Genomic DNA, 24,528 nt, shown 5'->3' with positions numbered 1-24,528 from the left:
GCTTGTGACGATGACACCCACGGCGCCCTCGAGCGCCCCGGACCCGGCGGGCACGTCGGGCTCCACCACCTCCGGCCAGCACCCGGCCATCGCGGCCCCACCGGAACCGGCCGCCGACCAGAAGGCGCTGCTCGACCGCGGCGTCTTCGCCGTGTCGGCCGTGCTCGCCCTGGCGTTCCTCGCCTGGGGCTTCGTGACCCCCGGTGGCCTCGGCTCGGCCAGCGGCAGCGCGCTCACCTGGATCGAGGAGAACCTCGGCTGGCTGTTCGTGACCCTGGCCTCGGCGTTCGTCGTCTACGTGCTGTGGCTGGCGGCCAGCCGGTACGGGCGCATCCCGCTGGGCCGCGACGACGAGGAACCCGAGTTCCGCACGGTCTCGTGGATCGCGATGATGTTCAGCGCCGGGATGGGCATCGGCCTGATGTTCTACGGCGTCGCCGAGCCGCTCACCCACTACGTGTCGCCGCCGCCGCGCAGCGTCGCGGCGGAGACGCCCGAGGCCATGCAGACGGCGATGGCCACCACCCTGTTCCACTGGACGCTGCACCCCTGGGCCATCTACGCGGTGGTCGGCCTGGCGATCGCCTACGGCACCTTCCGCCGGGGACGCAAGCAGCTGATCAGCTCGGCGTTCGAGCCCCTGTTCGGCCGGCGCCGGACGGAGGGACCGGCCGGGAAGGTCATCGACGTCCTGGCCATCTTCGCCACGCTCTTCGGCTCCGCCGCCTCCCTCGGGCTGGGCGCGCTGCAGATCGGCAGCGGGATCGAGATCCTGGGCTGGGCAGGGGACGTCGGCAACGGCGTCCTGGTCGGCATCATCGCGGTGCTCACCGCCGCGTTCGTCGCGTCGGCGGTGTCCGGCATCGCCAAGGGCATCCAGTGGCTGTCCACCATCAACATGGTGCTCGCCGTCGTGCTCGCCCTGTTCGTCTTCGTCCTCGGCCCGACCGTGCTGATCCTCAACCTGGTGCCGGGCGCGATCGGTGGCTACTTCTCCGACCTCGCGTCGATGGCCGCCCGGACCGAGGCCAGCGGCGGCGACCCGATGGCCGAGTGGCTGCGCGGGTGGACGGTCTTCTACTGGGCCTGGTGGATCTCCTGGACGCCGTTCGTCGGCGTCTTCATCGCCCGCATCAGCCGGGGCCGCACCATCCGCCAGTTCGTGACCGGCGTGCTGCTGGTGCCCAGCGTGGTCACCCTCATGTGGTTCGCGATCTTCGGCGGGGCCGGCATCGCCGCCCAGCGCGACGGCGCGGACGTCGCCGGGCAGGCGACGTCCGAGGGCCAGCTGTTCGGGGTGCTCGACCAGTACCCGCTGGCGACCGTCATGACGGTGCTGGTCATGGTGCTCGTGGCGATCTTCTTCGTCTCCGGCGCGGACGCGGCGTCCATCGTCATGGGCTCGCTGTCCGAGCGCGGGACGCTGTCGCCGAGCCGCCGCACGGTGATCTTCTGGGGTGTCGTCATGGGCGCCGTCGCGGCCGTGATGCTGCTGGTGGGTGGTGACGAGGCCCTCAGCGGGCTGCAGAACCTGACGATCATCGCCGCTCTGCCGTTCGCCCTCGTGATGGTCGGGCTGGCCGTCTCCCTGGCCAAGGACGTCCGCTCGGACCCGATGGTGCTGCGCCGCACGGTCGCCGTCGAGGCGGTCGAGCAGGCCGTCGTCGAGGGCATCACCAAGCACGGCGACGACTTCGTGCTCGTGGTGGAGGCCGCCCCGGACGACGACGGATCCCGGCCGCGCTCCCCGCAGCAGTGACCGTGGGCGGACCCGCGTGACGTCGTCGCGCGGGTCCGCCGCATGCTCGGAGGGGTGAGGGCGACGAGGGAACTGCTGCAGGAGCCGTGGGTGCAGCGCGGCGTGCGGGCCGCGGTGGCGGCGGCTCTGGCGTGGCAGGTCGCGATCGCCCTGCCGGCCCCGCTCGCGGGGTACGCGTACTACGCCCCGCTCGGCGCGGTGATCGCCGTGCACCCCACGGTCGCCGACTCCGCGGCGGCGGCCTGGCGGACCGTCGTGGCCATCCTCCTGGGGTTCGGCCTGGCCGTGGCGGTCCACCAGCTGACCCTGTGGCTCCCCGGCGCCCTCACCATCGCGCTGATCGTCGCCCTGGCCGTCGGCGTCGAGCAGTGGCCGGTCCTCAAGGAGCACGCCAGCTGGGTGAGCTTCGCGGCGGTCCTGATGCTCACCGTCGGGGCCGAGGACCCCGCCCGGTACGCAGTGGCCTACGCGGGTCTCACCCTGCTGGGCGCGGCGATCGGCGTCCTGGTCACCACCCTGCTGTTCCCCCCGCTGCAGCTGACCTCCGCGCAGCGCCGGATCGACACCGCGCGGGCCGCCCTCGCCGGGCACCTCCACGACATCGCGTCCGGGCTGCGGCGGGGCGAGCTGCCCACCGCCGGGGAGTGGGCCCGGCGCGGCCGCGACCTGGAGATCGCGCTGGACAGGATGCGGGCGGCCGAAGCCGTGGTCGAGCGCGCCCGCCGGGCCAATCCCCGTGCCCGGCGCTGGGGTGAGACCGCGGCGAGCATCCGCGAGCAGTCCCGTGCACTGGACCGGGTCGCCGTCCTGGTCGACGACCTCACCACGCTGGTGGTCGAGTTCCAGCCGCACCGCCGTGGCATCGACCGCATCGACGGCGGGACCGGGTGGGTGCTGGCGGACGCGCTCGACAGCCTCTCCCGCGTCGTCTGCACCCCGTACCCGGCGGTGGCCGAGGACGGCAGCGACCGGCGGGAGTCGGCCCTCGGCGAAGCCGAGGAGGCGCTCTCGCGGCTGACGACGCTGCTGCGCACCTCCGACGTCGCCGACGACGAGGGCTTCTTCGCCCTGGGAGCGGTGACGGTCGGGATGCATCGCTCGCTGGACACCCTGCGCTCGGGAGTGCTGGACCTGGATCCCGCCTGATCCGCCTCGCTACGGTGCGCTGTGATCATGGTCGCGGCGTCGCGACTGGCCGACGTCACGGGTCGGCCGGCTCCGGAGCGAGGGGTTGCTGCTGCGGCGGTGGCCGGACACGGCGGGCGCCGCGGCGTTCCTGGAACGACGAGAGGCCGGGACCGCCCACGCGTGGCGGGCGGTCCCGGCCTCTCGCCGGAACACAGGAGTGGAGGTGGCGGGAATCGAACCCGCGTCCTTCGACGCATCACCAGGGCTTCTCCGAGCGCAGTCCGCGTTGCCTCTGCTCGACCCCGTCGATCATGCGGACAAGTCGACGTGACGGGCCCAGTCGCTGTTGGGTGTCCCACGCGCGCCCGCGACCGGCACGTGCGGTGAGTCATCTAGCTGATGCCAGGATCCGGGCCGATGACGAACCCGGGCTGACAGACTCGTCTAGCTGCTATCAGGCAGCGAGAGCGAAGTCGCGCTGATTGGAATCGGCGCTTGTGTGTTTTCCAACGGATGGTTAACGAGCTCATCGTTGGCTTCCTCGGCTCGCTTCCCCTGGTCACCCGACCGAAGTCGAGACCATTCACCCCCTGTGTAGTTGTGCAGACAGCCTAACGGCAGGCGGGCCCCGGGTGTTCCCCCGGACGGGGGTGTCCTCAGTGCACGTGCCGCAGCCAGCGCCGCTGCCAGGGGGTCTCGACCGCCCGGCGGTGGTATGTCGCACGCACCCAGTGGACGGCGTCGGACGCGGACATCCCGTCGAGCACCGCGAGCGCGGCCAGCGCCGTCCCGGTGCGGCCGACACCTCCGCGGCAGGAGACCTCGACCCGCTCCCCCGCCTGCGCACGTGTCCTGACCTCGTGCAACGCGTCGAGCGCGTCGCCCGTGTCGCCGGGCAGCCGGAAGTCCGGCCAGACGATCCTGCGGAACGACCACACCGGAGCCGGCCCCTCCCCCAGCACGAGCGCGAAGTCCGCGGGCGTCGGTGCACCGCCGAGCCGGCGTCCGCGGACGAAGGCGCCACCGGGCAGCCGGACGACGCCGGGGGATCCCTCCCAGCGCTCGGTCACGGACCGATCCTGGACCACCGCCGCCCGGGGCGTTCAGCCCTCCGGAGGAACAGGAAAACTTGTCGCAGTAAGAACTTGTACTGGGTACAGGTTTGGGTCTACCTTCATCCCGTGATCAAGTCCGCGGCGGCAGCAGGCCTCTCCAGCTGTCCCGTGGGCGCGGTCATGGGGCTCCGGGAGCGGAAGAAGCTCGAGGCCTGGCGCACCATCCGCTCCACCGCGCTGCGACTGATCAGCGAGCGCGGTTTCGACGCCGTGAGCGTCGAGGACATCGCCGCAGGAGCCGGCGTCTCGCGCACCACCTTCTTCAGCTACTTCGCCAGCAAAGAGGCCGTGATCTTCGACCTCGACCCGGAGGAGCGGCAGCGGTGGCGCGACATCCTGGCCGACCCCCGGGACGGCCAGCCGCTGTGGGAGGCGTTGACCGACGTCGCCCTCGCCCTCACGCAGCTGCTCGCCGAGCGGCTGCCGCTGCAGAAGCGGCTGTTCGAGCAGTCACCGGAGCTCTGCGACTCGTCGCGGGACACCTGTGACGGCTACGGACCCGATCTCGAGGAGTGGGTGAGCCGCCGCGCCCAGGACGGCGACCCCCTGCGGACGGCGCTGGTGCTCAACACCGCCTTCGCCGCCTTCACCACGGCCATCGAGGCCTGGGACCCCGATGACCCCTTCGAGCACTTCCAGCAGCTCGTGCGCGACTGCCTGCGCTGGGCCGGCGCAGGACTCGCCCATCCGGTGACCTGACAGTTCCTCCTCGTCGGCACTGACCCGCCGACCCTCCGCACCGCTCCCGCGACCGCGCACCGCCGCCGGCCGCGTGGTCCCGCACGCCCGATCCCCTCATCCGCTGCGCGCTGCGCAGGAAGGACGGCTCCGCCATGCCCTCGAACAGCCTGGCCACCCCACCCGACGCCGAACCCGAGGCACCTCCGTCCGGGCCCGACCCGAGACGCTGGCTGGCGCTGGCGGTCATCGCCGTCGCCCAGCTGATGGTCGTGCTCGACGTGTCCATCGTGAACATCGCCATCCCCGAGGCCGGAGCGGACCTCGGCATCAGCACCGCCGACATCCAGTGGGTGGTCACCGCCTACACGCTCGCCTTCGGCGGCCTCCTGCTCCTGGGCGGGCGCATCGCCGACTTCATGGGCCGCAAGCGCACCTTCCTGGTCGGGCTGCTGGGCTTCGCGGGCGCCTCCGCCCTCGGCGGCCTCGCGCCGAACCAGGAGCTGCTGTTCGCCGCCCGCGCCCTGCAGGGTGGGTTCGCGGCCCTGCTCGCGCCGGCGGCGTTGTCCCTGCTGGCCGTGACGTTCACCGACCCGAAGGAGCGCGCCCGCGCCTTCGGGGTCTTCGGTGCCATCTCCGGCGGTGGCGCAGCCATCGGGCTCATCCTCGGCGGCGTCCTCACCGAGTACGCCTCGTGGCGGTGGACGCTCGGCGTCAACGTCCCCATCGCGGTCGTGGCGGCCGGGTTCGCCGTCGCACTGATCACCGAGAGCCGGGCCGCGGGCGACCGGCGGTACGACATCCCCGGTGTGCTGCTCTCGACCGCCGGCCTCGTCAGCCTCGTCTACGGCTTCAGCAAGGCCGCCGAGGCCGGCGTCGGGTGGAGCGACCCGGTCACGCTGACGCTGCTCGCCGCGGCCGCCGTCCTGCTGGTCGGGTTCGTCCTGTCGGAGCGCCGGGCCGGCTCCCCGCTCCTGCCGCTGCGCGTCGTCCTCGACCGCAACCGCGGCGGGTCCTACCTGACGTTCCTGCTGGTGGGTGCGGGGCTGTTCGCGATGTTCCTGTTCCTGACCTTCTACTTCCAGGACACCCTCGGGTACACCCCGCTGGAGTCGGGCTTCGCGTTCCTGCCGTTCAGCGGGGGGATCATCCTGGGCGCCGTGCTGGTCTCCCAGCTGCTGCCCCGGGTCGGGCCCCGTCCGCTGATCGTCGGTGGCCTGGTCCTCGCCGTCTTCGGGATGCTGTGGCTGACCAGGATCGGCGAGTCGAGCGCCTACCTCGCCGACGTGCTGCCGGCCGAGCTCGCCCTCAGCTTCGGCATGGCGATGGTGTTCGTGCCGGCCTCGAGCACCGCCCTGGTCGGCGTCGAGGCCCACGACGCGGGCATCGCCTCGGCGACGCTCAACACCGCCCAGCAGGTCGGCGGGTCGCTGGGGCTGGCGCTGCTGAACACCTTCTTCGCCTCCGCGGTCACCGGCCGGCTGGCCGACGAGCCGGCCGCGGGACCGGGCGCGGCCCTCGTGCACGGATACCACGTGGCCTTCGTGTGGGGCGCCGGTTTCCTCGCCCTCGCCCTGCTCATCGGGGCCGTGCTGATCTCGGCGCGCAAGGACGACCTGCCCGCCGAGGCCGCCATGGCGGTCTGACGGACGGTGGAGGGGCGGCACCCTGCGGGGGGCCGCCCCTCCCTGCCGCTCAGATCCAGTCGCGGCGCTTGAAGACCACGTAGAGCGTCAGGCTCACGCCGGCCATCAGCAGCAGCGCGAGCGGATAGCCCCACGACCAGTGCAGCTCGGGCATGGCGTCGAAGTTCATGCCGTAGACGGTCCCGACCAGCGTCGGGGCGAACAGGATGGCCGCCCACGCGGAGATCTTCTTGACCTCCTCGCCCTGCGCGATCGACGCCTCGGTCAGCTCGCGGATCTCCTCGTTCTGCCGCTGCGCCACCAGGGTGGCGTTGACGGTGAGGATGTCGCGCAGCTGCAGCCGGAAGGCCTCCACCCGCTCGATCACCTGGGTGACGTGGTCGGCCACGTCGCGCAGGTAGCCGCGCAGCTCCTCGTCCACGCCGTACTTGTCGAAACCGGCGGTGATGGCGGCGAGGATCCCGGTCAGCGGGGCGGCGGCCCGCTGGAACTCGAGCACCTCCTGCGAGAGCTCGTAGATGCGCCGGGAGACCCCGGGGTCACCGCGGAAGACCTCGGTCTCGATCTCGTCGATGTCGGTGGCCAGCCCGTCGACCACCGGGCGGTACCCGTCGACGACGGCGTCCAGGGTCGCGTACAGCACCGCCTCGCTGCCCTTGGCCAGCAGCGCCGGCTCGCTCTCCAGCCGGCGCCGTACCCGCGAGAGGTCCGGCGACTCGCTGTGCCGCACGGTGATCGCGAAGTCCGCGCCGAGGAACAGGTGCAGCTCGCCGAACTCGACCTCCTCGGCGGCGTCCACGTACCGGGCGGCCTTGAGGACGACGAACAGCGTGCCGCCGTAGCGCTCGAACTTCGGGCGCTGGTGGGCCTTGATCGCATCCTCGACCGCCAGCTCGGGGAGGTCGTACAGCTCCGCCAGCTCACCGAGCTCCTGGGGCTCGGGCCGGTAGAGCCCCAGCCACACCAGGCGGTCCTCCCCCGCCGCGAGCTCCTCCCGGCTCTCGGCCGCGCTCGCCGGCGTCGCCACGCGCCGTCCCTCGGAGTAGACGGCGTTGTCCACGATCCGCGACCGCCGCTCCGGCGCGGCCTCCAGCGGCGCGGGGGCGCGCTGGTCGACCCGCACGGGTCGGCGGGTCAGCGTGGTCAGGGCGCTCAGGGGCGCGAGCCGGCGCTCGGTCATGACGGACTCCCGGGAGGACTGCAGGGCGACGAGGGACACCGGGAGGTCCTCGCGCGCCGCCGATCAGGCGGGGAGGACCTCGAGAGCGGTACTGGGAGGTTCGCTGCGCATGCGCTCACCCCTCCCTGTCGGCGCCTCCGTCCGTCCGGAGGCCGTCGTCCATGGTGTCACGGCGTGTCCAGCGCGCGTCGCCCCAGCGGGTGAACGGCCGACGGCGGTCAGCCGACCGAACCGAGCACCAGGTCGACCATGACGGGCAGCAGCACCACGATGAGCAGGGCGCCGAGGACGTCGAACGAGAAGCCGGACCTGATCATCTTGGTGATGGGCACGACGCCCGAGCCGTAGGCGATGGCGTTCTGCGGCGTGGAGACCGGCAGCATGAAGCCGAACGACGCGGCGAACGTCGCCGCCAGCGCCGGCACGAACGGGTTGATGCCGGCCGCCATCGCCACCGGGATGATGATCGGCACGACGACGGCCGCCGACGCGGTGTTGCTCGTCGTCTCGCTGATGATGATCGCCAGGATCACCGCGAAGATCGTGATGGCGAAGGTGCTGGTCAGGCCGAGGGAGTCCGCCGACGCCTCGCCGATCGTCTCGGCCAGGCCCGTGCTGGCCAGCAGCGAGCCGAAGATGATGCCGGTCCCGAAGAGCAGGATCGTGCCCCAGTCGATCTTGGCGGCGTCGCTCCAGTTGAGCGTGAACTCCCGCGCCTTCCAGTCGGTGGGCAGCAGGAACAGCAACGAGGCGCCGAGGACGGCGATGACGCCCTCGTCCATCCGGTCGCTGATCGTCGCGTACAGGTCGGACTCGGTGCCGGCGGTGAGCGCGATGACACCGGGGAAGATCCAGCACGCGACGGTCACCGTGAAGGCGATCAGGGTGTTCTTCTCGGCCTGGGAGAACTTCCCGAGCTCGGCCCGCTCGGCCTGCACGTACTCGCTGACGCCCTCGATGCGCCGGATCTCCGGCTTGTTGAGCAGCAGCAGGACGGCGGCCAGCGCGACGAACATCAGCGCGCAGATGGGCGCGGCCATCAGCATCCAGTCGAGGAAGCCGATCCGCTCCCCCGTCGCCTCCTCGATCAGCCCGCGGCCGATCAGGTTGGGCGGTGTGCCGACGGGGGTGAGCAGCCCGCCGACACTGGCGCCGTAGGCGAGCATCAGCATCACGGCCACGCCGACCCGCAGGCGCAGCGGGTCGAAGTCGGGCTTCACCAGTTCCTTGTCCTGCAGGAGCTTGGCGATCACGGCGATGATGCCCAGCGCCGTCGGCAGCAGCATCGCGACGGTGGCCGTGTTGGACACGAAGGCCGACAGCAGCGCCGTGATGGCGCCGAACGCGATGACCACCCGGTACGTCGAGGCGCCGACCCACGTCAGCGACAGCACGAACATCGCGAACCGCCGCGCGAGGCCGTGCTTCAGCATGGCCATGGCGAGGATGAACGCACCGATGAAGGTGAAGACCGTCGTCGACCCGAACGGCGCGAGCGCGTCGTCGGCCGGCACCACACCGAGGACCACGATCGCCCCGATGCCGATCAGGCCGCCGACGGGGATCGGCACCGGCTCGGTGATCCACAGGACGATGACGCCGAGCAGGATCGCCGCGAGCAGGTGCTGGTCGCGCGGCAGGTCGATCGGCAGCAGCGCGAACACGATCGTCACCACCGGGGCGAGGAACAGCCCGACGGTGCGACGGCCCTTCTCGAAGCGCTCCTCGGCGGGGCTGAGGGTCTGCTCCCCCAGGCTCCGGTAGGTCGCGCTGCCGCGGAAAGCGGCCTCGACGTCGGTGCGCTGTACCTGGCCCTGCTGCCGCTCCGTCGCGGTCATGGCGCCTCCCGTGCTGGGACCTGGCCAGACCCTATGCAGCAGCGGACCGGTCAGCGACCGAAGATCCCCTGCCCGAAGGCGCCCGCCTCGACCAGCCGCCGCGACAGCCCCTTGCCCAGCTCGACCACCCGTGCCGTCCGCTCCGCACCGAGCGACAACCACGGGTCGGCGGCCAGGGCGTCGGTCTGCACCTCGATGTGCGCGCGCAGCTGCTCGCCGTCGGCGGTCAGCCCTGCGTCGTCGAGGAGCCCGCGTCCGGCCAGGGCCGAGCAGGCGGCCGCCCACTCCTCGTCCTTCCAGCCACGGGTGGCCTTGGCGGCCGGCTCGGTGAAGCCTCGGCCGGTGGCCGAGTGGGTGATCAGCGCCTCGAGGCCGGTGAGCCCGGCGTGCAGCAGGACGGCGACGTGCCCGTCGCCGCGGTGCTCCCGCAGCAGGGTCGCGCCGTGCCACACCGCCAGCAGCGGCTCCTCGGGCCACGGCAGGTCCGCGTGCCCGGCGAAGAGCGGACGCCCCTCGGTGGTGAGGCCGGCGCACGCCTCGCGCAGCAGCCCGCCGAGCTCGACGACCTCGTCGGAGCCGGCCGCGTCGCCGAGCATCCGGGTGAGCGACGCGCGGGCGGCGTCCAGCCGGGCGGCGAGCACCTGCTCGGGAGAGGCGAGGGTCCAGGCGCGCGGGATCATGTGCGCGACCAGGGACGGCGAGAAGTTGAAGAAGGTCGCCGTCACCACGCCCGCGCCGACCGCACCCATGGGCGCGGCCCGGCCGGCGAAGTACGACATCCGCCCCGGCCGCAGGCCGATCGCGCTGAAGTGCTCGTCGTGCTCGGGCGCGAAGTACAGCTGCGAGTGCAGGGGGTCGACCGCGCGGTGGGCGCGGCCCACGAGGGCGGGGTCGAAGTGATCGGCGCTGACCATGGGCCGCACCCTACGCAGCGCCGTCGGCCCCCAGCGGAGGGAGTTCCAGCGCCCACTGGATCTGCGTCCGGCGCCTCGCGAAGCCCAGGCCCTCGTAGAGCGCCAGCGCGCCGGTCACGTTCTCGCTGTCGACGGAGAGGGCGGCCGCGCGGAAACCGCGGCCGGCCGCGGCGTGGAGCACCGACGCGATCGTGGCCTTGGCCAGACCGCGGCCCCGGGCCGACGGCAGGACGCCGATCTGGCCGAGGTCGACCGTCTCGTAGCCGTTGGCCGCGGTGTCGGCCTCGAACACGTAGGCCAGCGAGTAGGCGACGACGGCGCCGTCGGCCACGGCGAGCGAGGACAGCTCGGGGCGGAACCCGCGCTGGCCGGTGAACAACGTCTGCCAGGTGGCCCGGTCCCGCTCCGCGGACCCGTGGTGCTCGGTGAACGCGGCGTTGTGCGCCCGGCGGACCTCCTCGTCGCGGTCCCAGCCGAACGGGACGAGCTCGACCCCCGGCACCGCCGGGACGGCGGGCAGGTCGGTCAGCGGTCGCTCCATGACGAAGTACCAGCGCTCCTCGGTGAGCCCTGCGCGCCGTGCCAGGCCCTCCAGGGCGGGCATCGACGTGTAGACCTCGACCGCCAGCACGGCGGGGGCCTCCGGGTGCCGCTCGGCGTGCACCTCGCGTCCGCGCTGGAGCTGCCAGGCCAGCAGCGCCCGGCCGATGCCGCGCTCGCGCCAGGCGGGGTGCACCCGCGCCTCGAGGGTGATGCGGAAGGCGTCGCGGAAGTCCGGCAGCGCGAGCACCGTGGCCCAGGCCACGAGCTCGCCGTCGGGCGAGGTCACGGCCAGGCTGTCGCGCTCGAGGTCGAAGAGGTCGTTCACCCACCACTCGGTGAGGTCGTCCGGACTCCAGTGCTCGCCGGTGTCGTCGGACTTCTCCGCCTCCTCCAGCATCGCCGCGGCCTGCACCACGTCGTCGGCGGTGAGGGGGCGGACGGTCAGGCCGTCGGGGAGAGCGGGGAGGTCGGCCACGTCGTCGGAGGTTAGGTGGCCCGGTCGGGACGGGCCACCGATTTCAGGCGTCCACCCAGAGGCAGAACGGGTGGCCGGCGGGATCCAGGCACACCCGGACGTCGTCCTGCGGCTGGAACCCGGCCACCGTGGCACCGGCGGCCACGGCAGCGTCGACGGCGGACTCCAGGTCGTCGACCTCGATGTCGAGGTGCAGCTGCATGCGGGGGTCGCCGTCCCCGGCCGGCCAGACCGGCGGCACGTGCTCCTCCTCCAGCTGGAACGCGAGCCCGGCGCTCCCGTCCGCGGGCCGCAGGGTCACCCACTCGGGCTCCTCGGTGCCGAACGGCCAGCCCAGCAGCTGCTGGTAGAAGAGCGCCAGGCCCTTCGGGTCGGGGCTGTCGAGCACGGTGCCGGTGAGGGTGAAGCGGGCCATCGACGGGCTCCTCGGTCAGGTGCGGACGAACAGGCAGAACGGGTGGCCGGCCGGGTCGGCGTAGGTGCGCACCTGCTCGTGCGGCTCGGTGTAGGTGTTCAGCAGCCGGGCGCCGGCGGCCTCGGCCAGGGCCGACGCGGCATCGAGGTCGTCGACCTCGAGGTCGAGGTGCTGCTGCATCTGCTGGGTCCCGGGCTCCGGCGGCCACACCGGCGGCACGTGGCCGGGCTCGCGCTGGAACGACAGCCCGGTGCTGCCGTCCTCCGGCCGGAGGGTGGCCCACTCCGGCCCGTCGTCCCGGAGCGGCCAGTCCAGCAGCCGCTGGTAGAAGCGGGCCAGCTCCTGTGGGTCCGGCGTGCCGAGGACGGGCGCGGTCAGCCGGATGCGGGGGGTCACGAGACCGATCCTGGGCAGGGGCACCCGGTCCTGCCACCCCACCGACCGGGGTCACGCGGCGCGGACCAGGGCGTTGCGGCCCGGCTCCGACGCGCTGGACACTGCGGCCGAGTCCGTTCGGGGGCTCGGGACCGAGGCGGGTGGGCGATGGTCGTCGGCGGGGTGACGAGCCCGGTGTTCGTCGGTCGCGACGAGGAGCTGGCCGCGCTCACCGAGACGCTCGGGGACGTCGCCGGCGGGACGTCGCGGTGCGTCCTGGTCGGTGGCGAGGCGGGCATGGGCAAGAGCCGGCTGGTCGCCGAGGCCACTGCCACCGCCGAGCGGGAGGGGTTCCGCGTGCTGCGCGGGCAGTGCGTGGAGCTCGGCGCCGACGGCATGCCCCTGGTCCCGCTCGTCGAGGCCCTCCGCACGCTGGCCAGGACCACGCGCCCGGTCGACCTGGAACCGCTGCTGGGCCCCGCGCGCGCCGAGCTGTCCCGGCTGCTGCCCGACCTCGACCCCGGCAGCTGGCAGTCCTCGCACACCGCGGGTGCGAGCACGGGCCAGCTGCTCGAACTGGTGCTCGGCGTCCTCGAGCGGGTGGCGGGCCGGGCCCCGCTGCTGCTCGTCGTCGAGGACGTCCACTGGGCCGACCAGTCGACGACGGAACTGCTCGCCTTCCTGGTGCGCACGCTGCGCACCGCTCGGGTGTGCCTGCTCATGACCTTCCGGTCCGACGAGCTGCACCGGCGGCACCCGCTGCGCCCGTTCCTGCGCGCCTGGGAGCGGGATCCGTCGGTGCGCACCCTCCAGTTGCGCGGCTTCACCGGACCCGAGGTCGCCGCACTGCTGCGCGCCATCCTCGGCAGCGCGCCGGACCCGGGGCTGCTGGCCCTGGTCACCGACCGGTCGGAGGGCAACCCCTTCCTGGTGGAGGAGATCACTGCCGCCGTGCGCGTGGGCGAGCCCCTCAGCGAGGTACCCGAGTCGCTGCGCGACGTGCTGCTCTCCCGGGTCGACGCCCTGTCCGACCCCGCGCAGCAGCTGCTGCGCGCGGCGTCGGCCGCCGGGCGCTCCGTCTCCGACCGCCTGCTGGCCGCCGTGGCCGGGCTCGACGAGCCCGTGCTGATCGCCGCCCTGCGCGAGGTCGTGGACCGGCAGTTCCTGGTCGTCGACGACTCCGGGACCGGCTACGCCTACCGGCACGCGCTGCTGCGGCAGGCGGTCTACGACGACCTGCTGCCCGGGGAGAAGCTGCGGTTGCACTCCCGCTACGCCGAGCGGCTCTCGACCGAGCCGGACCTGGCCGGGGACGCCTCGCCGGCCGCGCAGCTGGCCCTGCACTGGTACGCCGCGCTGGACCTGCCCCGGGCGCTGAGCGCCTCGGTCGACGCGGGACGCCAGGCCGCCGCGGCCTACGCCCCCGCGGAGGCGCAACGCCACTTCGAACGGGCGCTGGAGGTCTGGCCCCGGGTGGAGGACGCCGAGCAGCGGGCGGGGACCGACCAGATCGGCGTCCTCCGGCTGGCCTGCGAGGCCGCGCTCCAGGCGGGCTCGCCGACGCGCGCGCTGGCCCTCGTCGACCGCGCCGTGGAGCTGCTGGGGGACGGTGACCAGCGGGAGCGGCTGCCCGAGCTGCTGGACCGGCGGGCCTTCATGCTGCGCTCCCTCGGCCGGGACGCCGACGCGCTCGCCGTCGTCGACGCGGCGCTGCGGGCGCTGCCCGCGGAGGGGCCCAGCCACATCCGCGCGGCCCTGCTCACCGGCCGCGCCACGAGCCTCACGCACGTGCGGGACCTGGGGGCCGCGCGGGAGGCGGCGCAGGCCGCTGTGGACGCCGCCCGGCAGGCCGACGCGGGGGCGCTGGAGGCCAACGCGCTGATCACCCTCGGCACCGCGCAGGCCTACGTCGGCGACGTCGGCCCCGCGCTGGAGGCCCTGCGGGCGGGGCTGGAACGGGCGGAGCAGCTGGGCATCGCCGAGACCGCGCTCCGCGGCTACATCAACCAGTCCGACGTGCTGGAGCTGGCCGGCCACCCCGCGGCGGCGGTGGCCGCCGCCGAGCAGGGCATCGCGCTCGCCGGGCGGGTCGGGATGAGCCGCACCTACGGTGCCTACCTCACGGGCAACCGCGTCGAGTCGCTGTTCCACCTGGGGCGGTGGGACGAGGCGGACCGCGCGGCCGCCGAGGCGCTGGCGGGGGCTCCGGAAGGGATCTTCGCCGCGACGCTGCTGGAGGTGCGCGCCGAGATCGCCGTCGGCGCGGGGCGGTACCCCGAGGCCGCCGCGTTCGCCGAGCAGGTCCGCACGCTGCTCGGAGACGTGACCGACGACCAGTTCCTGCAGCCGCTGGCTTACGTCGGGGCCGAGTCGGCCCGGGCGCGCGGTGACCTCGCCACCGCCCGCGCGGTCGTCGCGGACGCCCTCACCGGTGGCAGCACGTTGCTCGGCCGGTACGCCTGGCCGCTGGTCTGGCTCGGCATGCGCACGGAGGCTGACGCCGCCACCCGGGCCCGGGACCTGCGCGTTCCCGTGCCCGACGAGGTCCGTGCCGGTGCCGCGGCGCTGTCGGCGATCGCCGAGGGGCTGCCGACCGGGACGTCGTCCGTGGCGGTCTACCGGGAGCTGGTGCGGGCGGAGCTGGCCCGTCTGGACGGCGGACCCGCGCTGGCCGTGTGGTCGGCGGCGGTCGCGAGCTGCCGCGAACGGGGCGAGCCGCTGCTGCTGTCCTACGCGCTGCTGCGCGTGGCGGCGGAGGCGGTGTCCGCAGCGGACCGCGACCTCGGTGCGGAGGCGTTGCGGGAGTCCGTGGAGCTGGCCCGGCGCATCGGCGCGCACCCGCTCGTCGACGAGGGGACGGCGCTCGCCCGGCGGGCGCGGGTGGAGCTGGCCCCGGCAACCGACTCCGGTCCGCCGTCCCCGGAACCCGACGATCCCTTGGCCCGGTTCGGGCTGACCCCGCGGGAGCGGGAGATCCTCGAGCTGATCGCCGCAGGTCGCTCGAACGGGCAGATCGCGGCGGCCCTGTTCATCAGCCCCAAGACCGCCAGCGTGCACGTGTCCCGGATCCTCGCGAAGCTCGGCGTCGCCGGGCGCATCGAGGCCGCGGCCGTCGCGCACCGGCTGGGCCTGCTCTCGCCGGAGGACGCGCCCACGGCTGGCTGAGGTACCCGCCTCCGCCGCGTAGGACGTCGCCTCAGCCGCGGCCCGGGCCCGCGGTCGAACGGCGGCCGGAGATACGCCTGCTGCCGGATCCGGAGTGGGTCTCCTCAGCACGAACCTGGTCCCGTCGGCCGAACCGGGCCGCACGACCAGATTCGGAGAGCCCCATGGACGTCGCGTCGCACCCCGCCCCAGCCCGCCACCGCACCCGTCGCGCCCTCGCGCTGATCGTCTCCGTGACCGCGCTCGTCGCGGCAGCCGTGCTCACCTCCGCCACCGGCGCGCGGGCGGGCGACGAGATCGCCTCCACCGTGTCCGTGAGCGGCACCGTGGGTCAGCCGCTGAGCGTCCAGGTGCCGTTCCCCCTCGTCCCCGATACGGGGTTGTCCCTGGACGTGGGCTTCGGCGCATCGTTCGACGGGTTGACGCTCGAGCCGGACGGGCTCCTGCACGGCACGCCGACCGAACCCACCCAGAGCTGCCGCACCTACCGGGTGATCGGGGAGAGCGGGTACACGGGGCGGCTCGTCGAGGTCTGCCTCGACATCGCGGCGCCGGTCGTCACCGGGCAGCCACCGGCCGCCACCGTCGGCGTGCCCTACAGCTTCCAGATCCTCGTGGCGCGGCAGTCCCCGAGCTTCTCCACCTCCGGCCTGCCGGACGGGCTCCAGCTGAGCGCCGACGGGCTCGTCTCCGGCACGCCCACCGGTCCCGCGGGGACGTACTCGGTCGTGTTCCACGTCCGGTACCCCGACGGATCGCTGGAGAGCCAGTTCTACTACCTCGAGGTCCTCCCGCCGGCCGGGTCGCTGCGGGTCACCGGCACCCCGCCCCCGGCGACGCTCGGCCAGCCGTACCGCTTCGCGTTCGACACCACCGGTAGCGACCCGGCCCCGACCTTCCACCTCGAATCGGGCGCCCTGCCCGACGGCCTGACCCTGTCCCCCGACGGCGTCATCTCCGGCACGCCGACCACGATCGGCGAAGGATCCGAGGTGGCGGTGCGCGCCTCCAACGGATCGGGCGTCGACGCAGGACTCCAGTTCACGATCCCGGTGGACGGGGTGCCGATCACCCTCACCGGCACACCGCTCTCGCCGGTCGCGGTGGGCACCGAGTACGACTTCTCCTACACCGTGGCGGGCGCTCCGCACCCGACCACGTCGGTGACCGCGGGCTCGCTGCCCGACGGGCTGGCGCTGTCCCCCGACGGCCGGCTGACCGGCTTCGCCCGGACGCCGGGCAGCTACACCTTCACCGTCACGGCCACCGCCGGCGGCGTCGTCGCCGACGTCGCGACGACCTCCACGATCGTGGTCACCGCCCCCGTGACGCTCACCGGCACCCCCGGGCAGGCGACGGTCGGTCGCGCCTACTCCTTCGCGTTCACGGCGGCCGGCTCTCCTGCGCCCACGGTGCACTCCACCGGGCAGCTGCCCGACGGCCTCACCCTGAGCCCGGCCGGCGTCCTGTCGGGCACGCCCACCCGCGGCGGGGAGTTCTCGTTCACCGTCGTCGCCGGCAACGGGCTGGAGCAGGCGGCCCTGCCGGTCCGGCTGAGCGTGGCCGCGCTGCCGGAACCCACGGCGTCGCCCGAGCTCTCCATCGGGGACGCGTCGGTGACCGAGGGCGACCGGCTCGCCCGCCTGGAGACCTTCCGGATCACCCTGTCCGCCCCGGCGACCGGCCGCGTGACGGTGCGGTGGGTCACGGCCAACGGCACCGCCACGGCGCTCAGCGACTACGTGCCCGTGGGCGGCACGGTCACCTTCGCCCCCGGCCAGACCACCAGGACCGTCGCCGTCCCGGTGCTGGGCGACCGCCGCCGGGAGGCCACCGAGACCTACTCGGTCCGGCTCGCCCGGCCGTCCGGCGCCCTGATCGGCGACGGCACCGCGGTCGGCACGATCGTCAACGACGACTGAGCCCGAACAGGCGGGCCCCGTTCTCCCAGAGGACGGCGCGCAGCCACCCCTCCCCCAGCTCCAGGCGGTGCAGCGCCTGGAGCTGGTGGGCGTAGGCGTACGGGATCGACGGGAAGTCGCTGCCCAGCAGGACCTTGTCGCGCAGCGCTGCCAGCCGCGGCCGGTCGGCCGGGTCGAACGGCATCAGGCGCTCGGTGAAGTCGGTGGCGAACATCGTGGTGTCCAGGTGCACCCGCTCGTAGCGCTCGGCGAGGTCGAGGAACTCGCGGTACTCCGGCATGCCGAGGTGGGCGATCACCAGCTGCAGCCGGGGGAACCGCTCGAGCAGCCCGCTCATCGGCTCCGGCCCGGTGTGCTCCCCGACCAGCGGACCGGACCCGCAGTGGATCACGACCGGCGTGCCGGTCTCCTCCAGCCGCTGCCACACCCCGTCCAGCAGCGGGTCGCGCGGGTCGAACGAGCCGACCTGCACGTGCACCTTGAACACCCGCGCACCGGCCGCGAGGGCGGCCTCCACGTACGCGGTCGCCCCCGGCTCCGGGTAGAAGGTCGCCGACTGCAGGACCTGTGGGTGCCCGGCGGCGAACCCGGCCGACCACTCGTTCAGCCAGGCGGCCATGCCCGGCTTGTGCGGGTACGGCAACGTCGGGAAGGCCCGCACGCCCAGGCCGTCGAGGATCGCCAGCCGCTCCTCCACGGGCAGCGCGTAGGCCACCGGCCACTCGGCGCCGTAGTGCGTCCCGGCCGCCTCGAAGTACTCCCACACCTTGGCCTGCACGCGATCGGGCAGGAAGTGGACGTGCACGTCCACCAGCCCGGGCAGGCCCAGCTCCCGCCAGTACCGGGGGACGTCGGCGTCGTCGTCGGGGGGCTGCACCACGGTCCCGACCCTAGGACGACGGCGCGCCGGCCGCCCCGCTGCGATGCTGGCGGGATGACCGACGACGCCCGGCCCTCCGCCCTGCGCGCGGAGCTGACCGCGCGGGAGAAGGACGCGCTCGCCTTCCAGGCGGTGATGGTGCTGGGCGCCGTCCCGGACCTCGCCGTCGCTCTGGTGCGGTCCGCCCGACGCGAGCGGGGGATCCAGCTCGGGCCGACGGCGGCCACGCTGGCTCTGGCCGCCGTGGCGCCCGCGTGGGGCCGCAGGGCGCTGCGCGCCCGAGGGCCGGCGGGGGTCGCGGCCCGACTGGGGCTGCTGGCGGCGGTGCCGGTGCTGCCCCTGTCCGCCGGCGCCGTCCGGGCGACGGTGATCGGGCGCGGGCACCCGCTGTGGCAGCTCGCCGCGTCCGCCGCCGTGCGGGTCGTCAGCGGGGCCGTGACCGTGCTCCCCGCCGCGCGGGCTGTCGCGCGGCGCCGTCGGGAGGCCCCGCTCAGGGCAGCGTGACGACGACCTTGCCGCGGACGTGGCCCTCGCCGACCATCCGGTGCGCCGCCACCAGGTCCGCCAGCGGGAACGCCTTCGCGATCGGCACCCGCAGCTGGCCGGCGTCGGCCATGCGCCCGAGTTCCTCGAGGTCGTGCTGCTCGGGCCGGACGAACACGTAGCGCCCGCCCATGCCGTTGACCGACGGGTCGACCACCGACGCGATGCGGGAGACGTCGCGGACCTGCTTCGGGGCGTCGGCGAGCGTGTCCCCGCCGACCAGGTCCAGGACGGCGTCCACCGGCTCGGACAGCTGCTCGCTGATCGGGCCGGCCGAGTAGTCGAGCACCTCGGCCGCCCCGGCGTCGCGCAGGAAGCCGTGGTTGCGCGGGCTCGCCGTCCCGATCACGTGCGCGCCGAGCGCCACGGCGATCTGCACCGCGTTGAAGCCGACGCCCCCGGCAGCCCGGTGCACGAGCACGCGGTCGCCCTCGCCCACGTCGAGGGCCTCGGTCAGCGCCTGGTAGGCGGTCAGCCCGGCCAGCGGGAGGGCACCGGCCTCGGCGAACGAGAGCGAGCTCGGCTTGTGCCAGAGGCAGCGCTGCGGTGCGGGCACCAGCTCGGCCGCCGTCCCCCACTGGACGTCGTCCCGGCGGACGTAGCCGAACACCTCGTCGCCGGGCACGAAGGCGACCACGGCCGGCCCGACCGCCTCGACGACCCCCGCGACGTCCCAGCCGGGGACGATCGGGAAGTGGTGCGGGTAGAAGCTGCGCAGGTTGCCGGCGCGGATGCCGAGGTCGACCGGGTTCACGCCCGCGGCGTGCACCCGCACGAGCACCGTGTCGGGTCCCACCGGCGGGTCGGGGAGATCGTCCCGGAGGGACAGGACGTCGTCGTCGCCGAACCGGTCGTAGGCCATGCCGCGCATGACCGCCACCGTATGCGGGTGGCCGGGCGCCTGCCCGCTCCGGTCAGCGGCGGCCCTTGACGTACCGGCCGAAGGCCTTCTGCATCTCGCGGCGGGAGTCGCGCTCGGCGAGGTCCTGGCGCTTGTCGTAGGACTTCTTGCCCTTGGCCAGCGCGAGGGTGGCCTTGACCTTGCCGTCCTTGAAGTACAGGTCGAGGGGGACGAGGGTCAGGCCGCCCTCCTTGATCTTGCCGAGCAGCTTGTCGATCTCGGCGCGGTGCATCAGCACCTTGCGCTTGCGGCGCGGGGCGTGGTTGGTCCACGTGCCCTGCACGTACTCGGGGATGTGCACGTGCTGCAGCCACACCTCGCCGTCGTCGATCGAGGCGAACCCGTCGACGAGCGAGGCACGGCCGGCACGGAGGCTCTTCACCTCGGTACCGGTCAGCGAGAGGCCGACCTCGTAGGTGTCGAGGATCGAGTAGTCGTGCCGCGCCTTCTTGTTCTGGGCGATCAGCTTTCGCCCGGTCTCACGCGGCATGCCTCCAGGTTACCGTCGGGCCCGTCCGCGACCCCGACGCCGAGGCCGCCGCACGTTCCGCGGCCATCCGGGCGAGCTCGGCGCGGATGCCGTCCCGGGCGATCCGCCGCGCCGTGTCGCTGCCCGACAGGCTCGCCTCCAGCGCCGCCATCGCCGTCGCCATCGCCCCGGCGCCGAGCACGAAGCCGACCACCTCCGGCAGCCCCACCTCGGCGACCGGGTGGTGCCGCACCCCATGTCCGTCCATGCCGTGCAGCGTGGACCCGCCGGCCACTGCGCGGGGTCATCCCCGGCGCATGACCCGGTCAGCCGGCGGCGTCGTGACGCAGCTGGCCGAGCGTCGGGGCCTGCACGGGCAGGAACGCCGCTTCCCGCACGCGCCGGGCGGTCGGGCTGTCCGCCCGGTAGCCCGTCCCCCCGCAGACGGCCGTCTCCAGGGCGACGGCGGCGGTGGCGACGGCGATGGCGTCGAGGCGGGTCCGGGCGAGCTGCGCACGGCCGGCGCCGGTCAGGGACCCGGCCTGGTCCTCCATGGCGATGACGACGTCGTCACGCCGGCGGGCGAGGTCCTCGTGGTCGCGGCGGAGGGCGGAGTTCACGCCGGTCAGGTGCGCGCCCGACGCGTCGAGGGCCGCGTCGGCGAGCCCGACGGCGAGCGCGGCCTGCATCAGCAGCATCGGGGGCCGGCACAGGGACATGAAGCCCGCGAGGTCGTCGCTGAGGACCGCCGCCCGCGGGACCGCGACCCGGTGCAGCTCGAGACTGCGCGTGCCGGTGCCGTTCAGGCCGAGCAGCTCCGGAGCCGGGCGAGGGGCGACGCCGTCGTCGGTGAGCCGGAAGGAGACCACCACGCGCCCCTCCTGCGGCGTCCGGGCGGGAGTCACCACCACGGCGTCGTCGAAGAGGTTCGACGCCCACGAGACGCAGCCGGAGAGCAGCCAGCCGTCCCCGTCGGGCTCGGCGACGACGGGCAGCTCGCCGCGGCCGGCCAGGTCGGCGATCGCCGGTGCGAGCGCGGTCGCACCGGTGACCTCACCCGAGCGCAGGGCGTCCTGGAGCGCCCGGACGTCCGCCGAGGGAGGGCAGCTGCGCAGGTACTCGAGCACCATCCGCTGCGACCAGACGGCGAACGCCGCGGCCAGGCTGCCGGCGGCGATCCGGCGCACCATGCGGACCGCGGCGAGCAGGCCGCCGTCCGCCTCGCCGTCGTCGTCGGCGAGGAGGCCGGTCACGCCGAGGGCGCGGAGCACGGGACGGACGTCGGCCCGGCCGGCGTCCACGTCGGCCGCGCCGGCGAGGATCTGGGTGCGGATGTCGCTCGTCCCTGCGGCCACGGCGGCTCTCCCCTCGTCGGCCCGGGCCCTACGCCGGAGACTCTGCCCGCACGGGGGTGGGTGCGGCTACAGCCGGACGTAGAGGCGCAGCGTGACGTACGCGGCGACCGCGGCCAGGCCGACGCCGACCCCGGAGATGATCAGGCTGTTGGAGATGATCGCGCTCCACTCGACCTGCGGGATGATCCCGGCCTTGATCGGCCCGGACAGCGTCTTGTCGATGAAGAGCACCTTGGTGAGGATCAGCCCGCCGGCGGCGAGCAGACCACCGATGAGGCCCGCGATCGCGGCCTCCAGGATGAACGGCAGCTGGGTGTACCAGCGCGAGGCACCCACCAGCCGCATGATGTTCGTCTCGTTGCGGCGGTTGAACGCGGCCAGCTGGATGGTGTTGGAGATCAGCAGCAGCGCCGCCAGCGCCTGGACCACCGCCACGGCGATCGTCGCGTTGCGGGCCCCGTTGAGCAGGCTGAACAGGCGGTCGAGGAAGTCGCCCTCGTCGCGCACCTGGTCCACGCCGTTCTCACCGCTGGGGAACTCGGCGGCGATGACCGAGTAGCGCTCGGGGTTCACCAGCTCGACCCGGAAGCTCTCCGGCAGCGCGTCGGCCGGGGTGTTCTCCACCAGCTCCGGCTGCTGGCTGAACTGCTGCTGGAAGCGCTCGAAGGCCTCTTCCTTGGACTCGTAGATGAAGCTCTTCACCTCGGGCGATGAGTCCAGCTCCGACTCGATGGCCGCGCGCTGCTCCTCGGTGACGTCGTCGGCCAGGAAGATGGAGACCTGCACCTTGTCGTAGTAGATCTCCTTCATGTCGGAGATCATCCCGGCGATCAGCAGCCCGGTGCCCATGAGTCCGAGGGAGATGGCGGTCGTCAGGATCATCGCGACCGTCATGGTCAGGTTGCGACGGAGCCCGGTGGCCACCTCGGAGAGGACGAAGTTGACGCGCATGGATTCCCTGTCGTGGAGTTCAGCAGTGGGGCGGTTCGCAGGTGGGCCGCGGGGCTAGCGGCCGACCCCGTACACGCCACGCGACTGGTCGCGGGTGAGGACTCCCCCGTTGAGCTCGATGACGCGGCGGCGCATCGAGTCGACGATGTGGTAGTCGTGCGTCGCCATGATCACCGTGGTGCCGGTCCGGTTGATCCGCTCGAGGAGCAGCATGATGCCCTCGCTGGTCTCGGGGTCGAGGTTGCCGGTCGGCTCGTCGGCCAGCAGCACCAGCGGCCGGTTGACGAACGCGCGGGCGATCGCCACCCGCTGCTGCTCACCACCGGAGAGCTCGTTGGGCAGCCGGTTGGCCTTGCCCTCGAGGCCGACCATCTCCAGCACCTCGGGCACGACCCGCTTGATGGTGCGCTGGGGCTTGTTGATGACCTCCAGCGCGAAGGCCACGTTCTGCGCCACGGTGCGGTCGCGGAGCAGCCGGAAGTCCTGGAAGACGCAGCCCATGGTCCGGCGCAGCTTGGGCACCTGCCACTTGCTCATCGTGTTCAGGACCTTGCCGTTCACGCTGATCGTGCCCGTGGTCGGGGTGTCCTCCTTGAGCAGCAGCCGGAGGAACGTCGACTTCCCCGAACCGGAGGAACCGATCAGGAAGACGAACTCGCCCTTGTCGATCTCGGTGGACACGTCGTCGAGGGCCGGCCGGCCGCTGGCCGGGTAGAGCTTGGTGACGTGTTGCAATTCGATCACGAGGCGCCACGGTACCTGCCCTGGCTGTGCCCATGGCCGGTTCGCCACGGAACTCGCGGGACTCGTTCGACCGGCCCCGCGCGGGCCTAGTTCGCGTCGACGGTCTCCTGCTGGCGGCGCCACCGGATGCCCGCCTCGATGAAGGCGTCGATCCCGCCGTCCAGCACGTCTCCGGGGTTGCCGCTCTCCTGCTCGGTCCGCAGGTCCTTGACCATCTGGTACGGGTGCAGGACGTAGGAGCGCATCTGGTTGCCCCAGCTGCTGCCCTCGCCCTTGAGCGCGTCCATCTCCGCCTTCTGCTCCTGCTGGCGGACGACGAGCAGCCGGGCCTGGAGCACCCGCAGCGCGGCGGCGCGGTTCTGGATCTGGCTCTTCTCGTTCTGGCAGGACACCACGATGCCGGTCGGGATGTGGGTCATCCGGACGGCCGAGTCGGTGGTGTTCACGCTCTGCCCACCGGGACCCGAGGAGCGGAAGACGTCGACCCGGATCTCGTTCTCGGGGATGTCCACGTGGTCGGTCTGCTCGACGACCGGCAGCACCTCGACGCCGGCGAACGACGTCTGCCGGCGGCCCTGGTTGTCGAACGGCGAGATGCGGACCAGCCGGTGCGTGCCCTGCTCCACCGACAGGGTCCCGTAGGCGTAGGGCACCTTGACCGCGAAGGTCGCGGACTTGATGCCCGCCTCCTCCGCGTAGCTGACGTCGTAGACCTCGGTCGGGTACTTGTGCCGCTCCGCCCAGCGCAGGTACATGCGCATGAGCATCTCGGCGAAGTCGGCCGCGTCGACGCCACCGGCCTCCGAACGGATGGTCACCAGCGCCTCGCGGGAGTCGTACTCGCCGTTGAGCAGCGTGCGGACCTCGAGCTCGTCGATGACGGCGCGGATGCTCTCCAGCTCCTTCTCCGCCTCCGCGGTGGTGGCGTCGTCGCTCTCCTCGGCGGCCAGCTCGTGCAGGACGGCGACGTCGTCGAGCCGGCTGCGCAGCTCCTCGACGCGGCGCAGGGTGCCCTGCAGGAAGGACAGCCGGGAGGTGAGCGCCTGCGCGGCCTCGACGTCGTTCCAGAGGTCGGGCGCGGCGGCCTGCTGCTCCAGGTCCGCGATCTCGTTGCGCATGTCGTCGACGCGCAGCACGGCCTCGATCGACTTCAGGGTCGTGTTGAGCTCGTCGAGTACGACGGAGAAGTCGGCAGCCACGTCTAGCCAGGGTAGTGCGCCCCCGCCGCGGGTAGCCCGACCGCATGACCGAACAGCACCGGAAGCGCAGCCGGGAGGAGTACGAGCAGGGGCTGCCCGGCTACCACGACCCCACCGCGGGCCTCGGCGGGGCGGCACCGGCCCGCTCCGCCCTCACCCTCCGGCTGGTCCTCGCGCTCTTCGGGGTGGTGGTCTGCGCCGGCGGCGGCCTCGGGTGGCTGGCGACCGACCTGCCGGCCTGGCCGGGCGTGGTGCTGCTCGTCCTGGGGCTGGTCGCGGTGGTCGACGTCGTGGTCATCCTGCGGCGCAAGGCGCGCGGCGAGCCGGGTTGAG

23 protein-coding genes and 1 other RNA gene are annotated in these 24,528 nt (G+C 73.4%); 8 read left to right on the top strand and 16 right to left on the bottom strand.

Annotated features, from left to right (window positions below; genetic code table 11):
- Nucleotides 1–10 precede the first annotated feature (10 nt).
- Together DCS98_RS04250 and DCS98_RS04245 are read left to right on the top strand one after the other, a co-directional pair.
- Nucleotides 11–1,759 (top strand): BCCT family transporter, encoded by a 1,749-nt coding sequence (locus DCS98_RS04250; protein WP_116450186.1) that lies wholly within the window; start codon nucleotides 11–13, stop codon nucleotides 1,757–1,759.
- A 54-nt stretch (nucleotides 1,760–1,813) separates the two neighbouring features.
- Nucleotides 1,814–2,905 (top strand): FUSC family protein, encoded by a 1,092-nt coding sequence (locus DCS98_RS04245; protein WP_164704360.1) that lies wholly within the window; start codon nucleotides 1,814–1,816, stop codon nucleotides 2,903–2,905.
- 197 nt (nucleotides 2,906–3,102) lie between these two features.
- Here the strand turns inward: DCS98_RS04245 and ssrA are convergent.
- Together ssrA and DCS98_RS04235 are read right to left on the bottom strand one after the other, a co-directional pair.
- Nucleotides 3,103–3,478: a transfer-messenger RNA gene (gene ssrA / locus DCS98_RS04240) on the bottom strand.
- A gap of 65 nt (nucleotides 3,479–3,543) precedes the next feature.
- Nucleotides 3,544–3,957 carry a protein-tyrosine phosphatase family protein gene (locus DCS98_RS04235; RefSeq protein WP_116450017.1) on the bottom strand — a complete coding sequence of 138 codons (414 nt, stop codon included), beginning with the start codon at nucleotides 3,955–3,957 and terminating at the stop codon, nucleotides 3,544–3,546.
- 111 nt (nucleotides 3,958–4,068) lie between these two features.
- Between DCS98_RS04235 and DCS98_RS04230 the strand changes: the two genes are divergently transcribed.
- Together DCS98_RS04230 and DCS98_RS04225 are read left to right on the top strand one after the other, a co-directional pair.
- Nucleotides 4,069–4,701 carry a TetR family transcriptional regulator gene (locus DCS98_RS04230; RefSeq protein ID WP_241037139.1) on the top strand — a complete coding sequence of 211 codons (633 nt, stop codon included), beginning with the start codon at nucleotides 4,069–4,071 and terminating at the stop codon, nucleotides 4,699–4,701.
- Nucleotides 4,702–4,835: 134 nt separating this feature from the next.
- Nucleotides 4,836–6,326: an MFS transporter gene (locus tag DCS98_RS04225; RefSeq protein ID WP_116450016.1), complete on the top strand. Its 1,491-nt coding sequence runs from the start codon at nucleotides 4,836–4,838 to the stop codon at nucleotides 6,324–6,326.
- Between the two features lie 49 nt (nucleotides 6,327–6,375).
- Here DCS98_RS04225 and DCS98_RS04220 read toward each other — a convergent pair whose 3' ends face one another.
- From DCS98_RS04220 to DCS98_RS04195, 6 genes are all read right to left on the bottom strand, one after another.
- Nucleotides 6,376–7,545 (bottom strand): magnesium and cobalt transport protein CorA, encoded by a 1,170-nt coding sequence (locus DCS98_RS04220; RefSeq protein WP_241037137.1) that lies wholly within the window; start codon nucleotides 7,543–7,545, stop codon nucleotides 6,376–6,378.
- Nucleotides 7,546–7,724: 179 nt separating this feature from the next.
- Complete coding sequence (locus tag DCS98_RS04215) at nucleotides 7,725–9,344, bottom strand: SLC13 family permease (RefSeq protein WP_116450015.1); 1,620 nt, start codon at nucleotides 9,342–9,344, stop codon at nucleotides 7,725–7,727.
- A gap of 50 nt (nucleotides 9,345–9,394) precedes the next feature.
- Nucleotides 9,395–10,258 carry an SCO6745 family protein gene (locus DCS98_RS04210; protein ID WP_116450183.1) on the bottom strand — a complete coding sequence of 288 codons (864 nt, stop codon included), beginning with the start codon at nucleotides 10,256–10,258 and terminating at the stop codon, nucleotides 9,395–9,397.
- 10 nt (nucleotides 10,259–10,268) lie between these two features.
- A complete protein-coding gene (locus DCS98_RS04205) occupies nucleotides 10,269–11,276 on the bottom strand; it encodes a GNAT family N-acetyltransferase (RefSeq protein ID WP_241037135.1) in 1,008 nt (335 codons plus the stop codon).
- 43 nt (nucleotides 11,277–11,319) lie between these two features.
- On the bottom strand, nucleotides 11,320–11,691 hold the full coding sequence (locus DCS98_RS04200) for a VOC family protein (RefSeq protein ID WP_116450014.1): 372 nt from the start codon (nucleotides 11,689–11,691) through the stop codon (nucleotides 11,320–11,322).
- 15 nt (nucleotides 11,692–11,706) lie between these two features.
- Entirely contained in the window at nucleotides 11,707–12,087 is a 381-nt protein-coding gene (locus tag DCS98_RS04195; protein WP_206340078.1) for a VOC family protein, read from the bottom strand.
- Nucleotides 12,088–12,249: 162 nt separating this feature from the next.
- Here DCS98_RS04195 and DCS98_RS04185 point away from each other — a divergent pair, with 162 nt between their 5' ends.
- Both DCS98_RS04185 and DCS98_RS04180 read left to right on the top strand, forming a co-directional pair.
- Nucleotides 12,250–15,231 (top strand): helix-turn-helix transcriptional regulator, encoded by a 2,982-nt coding sequence (locus tag DCS98_RS04185; protein ID WP_164704359.1) that lies wholly within the window; start codon nucleotides 12,250–12,252, stop codon nucleotides 15,229–15,231.
- Between the two features lie 164 nt (nucleotides 15,232–15,395).
- On the top strand, nucleotides 15,396–17,153 hold the full coding sequence (locus tag DCS98_RS04180) for a putative Ig domain-containing protein (RefSeq protein WP_116450011.1): 1,758 nt from the start codon (nucleotides 15,396–15,398) through the stop codon (nucleotides 17,151–17,153).
- Here DCS98_RS04180 and DCS98_RS04175 read toward each other — a convergent pair.
- Nucleotides 17,140–18,033, bottom strand: a complete 894-nt coding sequence (locus DCS98_RS04175) for an amidohydrolase family protein (protein WP_116450010.1) — start codon at nucleotides 18,031–18,033, stop codon at nucleotides 17,140–17,142. The genes DCS98_RS04180 and DCS98_RS04175 overlap by 14 nt on opposite strands.
- Before the next feature lie 54 nt (nucleotides 18,034–18,087).
- Here DCS98_RS04175 and DCS98_RS04170 point away from each other — a divergent pair, with 54 nt between their 5' ends.
- Nucleotides 18,088–18,537: a hypothetical protein gene (locus DCS98_RS04170; protein WP_116450009.1), complete on the top strand. Its 450-nt coding sequence runs from the start codon at nucleotides 18,088–18,090 to the stop codon at nucleotides 18,535–18,537.
- Here the strand turns inward: DCS98_RS04170 and DCS98_RS04165 are convergent.
- The 7 genes from DCS98_RS04165 to prfB form a co-directional block, all read right to left on the bottom strand.
- On the bottom strand, nucleotides 18,524–19,447 hold the full coding sequence (locus DCS98_RS04165; RefSeq protein WP_116450180.1) for an NADP-dependent oxidoreductase: 924 nt from the start codon (nucleotides 19,445–19,447) through the stop codon (nucleotides 18,524–18,526). The two genes, DCS98_RS04170 and DCS98_RS04165, sit on opposite strands and share 14 nt — an antisense overlap.
- 43 nt (nucleotides 19,448–19,490) lie before the next feature.
- A complete protein-coding gene (gene smpB / locus DCS98_RS04160) occupies nucleotides 19,491–19,967 on the bottom strand; it encodes an SsrA-binding protein SmpB (protein ID WP_116450008.1) in 477 nt (158 codons plus the stop codon).
- Nucleotides 19,957–20,214, bottom strand: a complete 258-nt coding sequence (locus tag DCS98_RS04155) for a hypothetical protein (protein WP_164704358.1) — start codon at nucleotides 20,212–20,214, stop codon at nucleotides 19,957–19,959. Before DCS98_RS04155 ends, smpB begins: the two co-directional genes overlap by 11 nt.
- 58 nt (nucleotides 20,215–20,272) lie before the next feature.
- A complete protein-coding gene (locus DCS98_RS04150) occupies nucleotides 20,273–21,301 on the bottom strand; it encodes an acyl-CoA dehydrogenase family protein (protein ID WP_116450006.1) in 1,029 nt (342 codons plus the stop codon).
- Nucleotides 21,302–21,367: 66 nt separating this feature from the next.
- A complete protein-coding gene (gene ftsX / locus DCS98_RS04145; RefSeq protein ID WP_116450005.1) occupies nucleotides 21,368–22,252 on the bottom strand; it encodes a permease-like cell division protein FtsX in 885 nt (294 codons plus the stop codon).
- A 54-nt stretch (nucleotides 22,253–22,306) separates the two neighbouring features.
- Nucleotides 22,307–22,996 (bottom strand): cell division ATP-binding protein FtsE, encoded by a 690-nt coding sequence (gene ftsE / locus DCS98_RS04140; RefSeq protein WP_116450004.1) that lies wholly within the window; start codon nucleotides 22,994–22,996, stop codon nucleotides 22,307–22,309.
- A gap of 86 nt (nucleotides 22,997–23,082) precedes the next feature.
- Nucleotides 23,083–24,195, bottom strand: a complete 1,113-nt coding sequence (prfB, locus tag DCS98_RS04135; RefSeq protein WP_116450003.1) for a peptide chain release factor 2 — start codon at nucleotides 24,193–24,195, stop codon at nucleotides 23,083–23,085.
- A 44-nt stretch (nucleotides 24,196–24,239) separates the two neighbouring features.
- On the opposite strand from prfB, the gene DCS98_RS04130 reads away from it, so the two are divergent.
- Nucleotides 24,240–24,527 (top strand): DUF6343 family protein, encoded by a 288-nt coding sequence (locus DCS98_RS04130; protein ID WP_116450002.1) that lies wholly within the window; start codon nucleotides 24,240–24,242, stop codon nucleotides 24,525–24,527.
- The last annotated feature ends 1 nt before the right edge of the window (nucleotide 24,528 follow it).

The organism is Blastococcus litoris (assembly GCF_003075095.1).
Taxonomy (GTDB): domain Bacteria; phylum Actinomycetota; class Actinomycetes; order Mycobacteriales; family Geodermatophilaceae; genus Blastococcus_B; species Blastococcus_B litoris.
The sequence above is the reverse complement of the archived record's forward strand: the minus strand, read 5'-3'. Positions and strand labels throughout refer to the sequence as shown.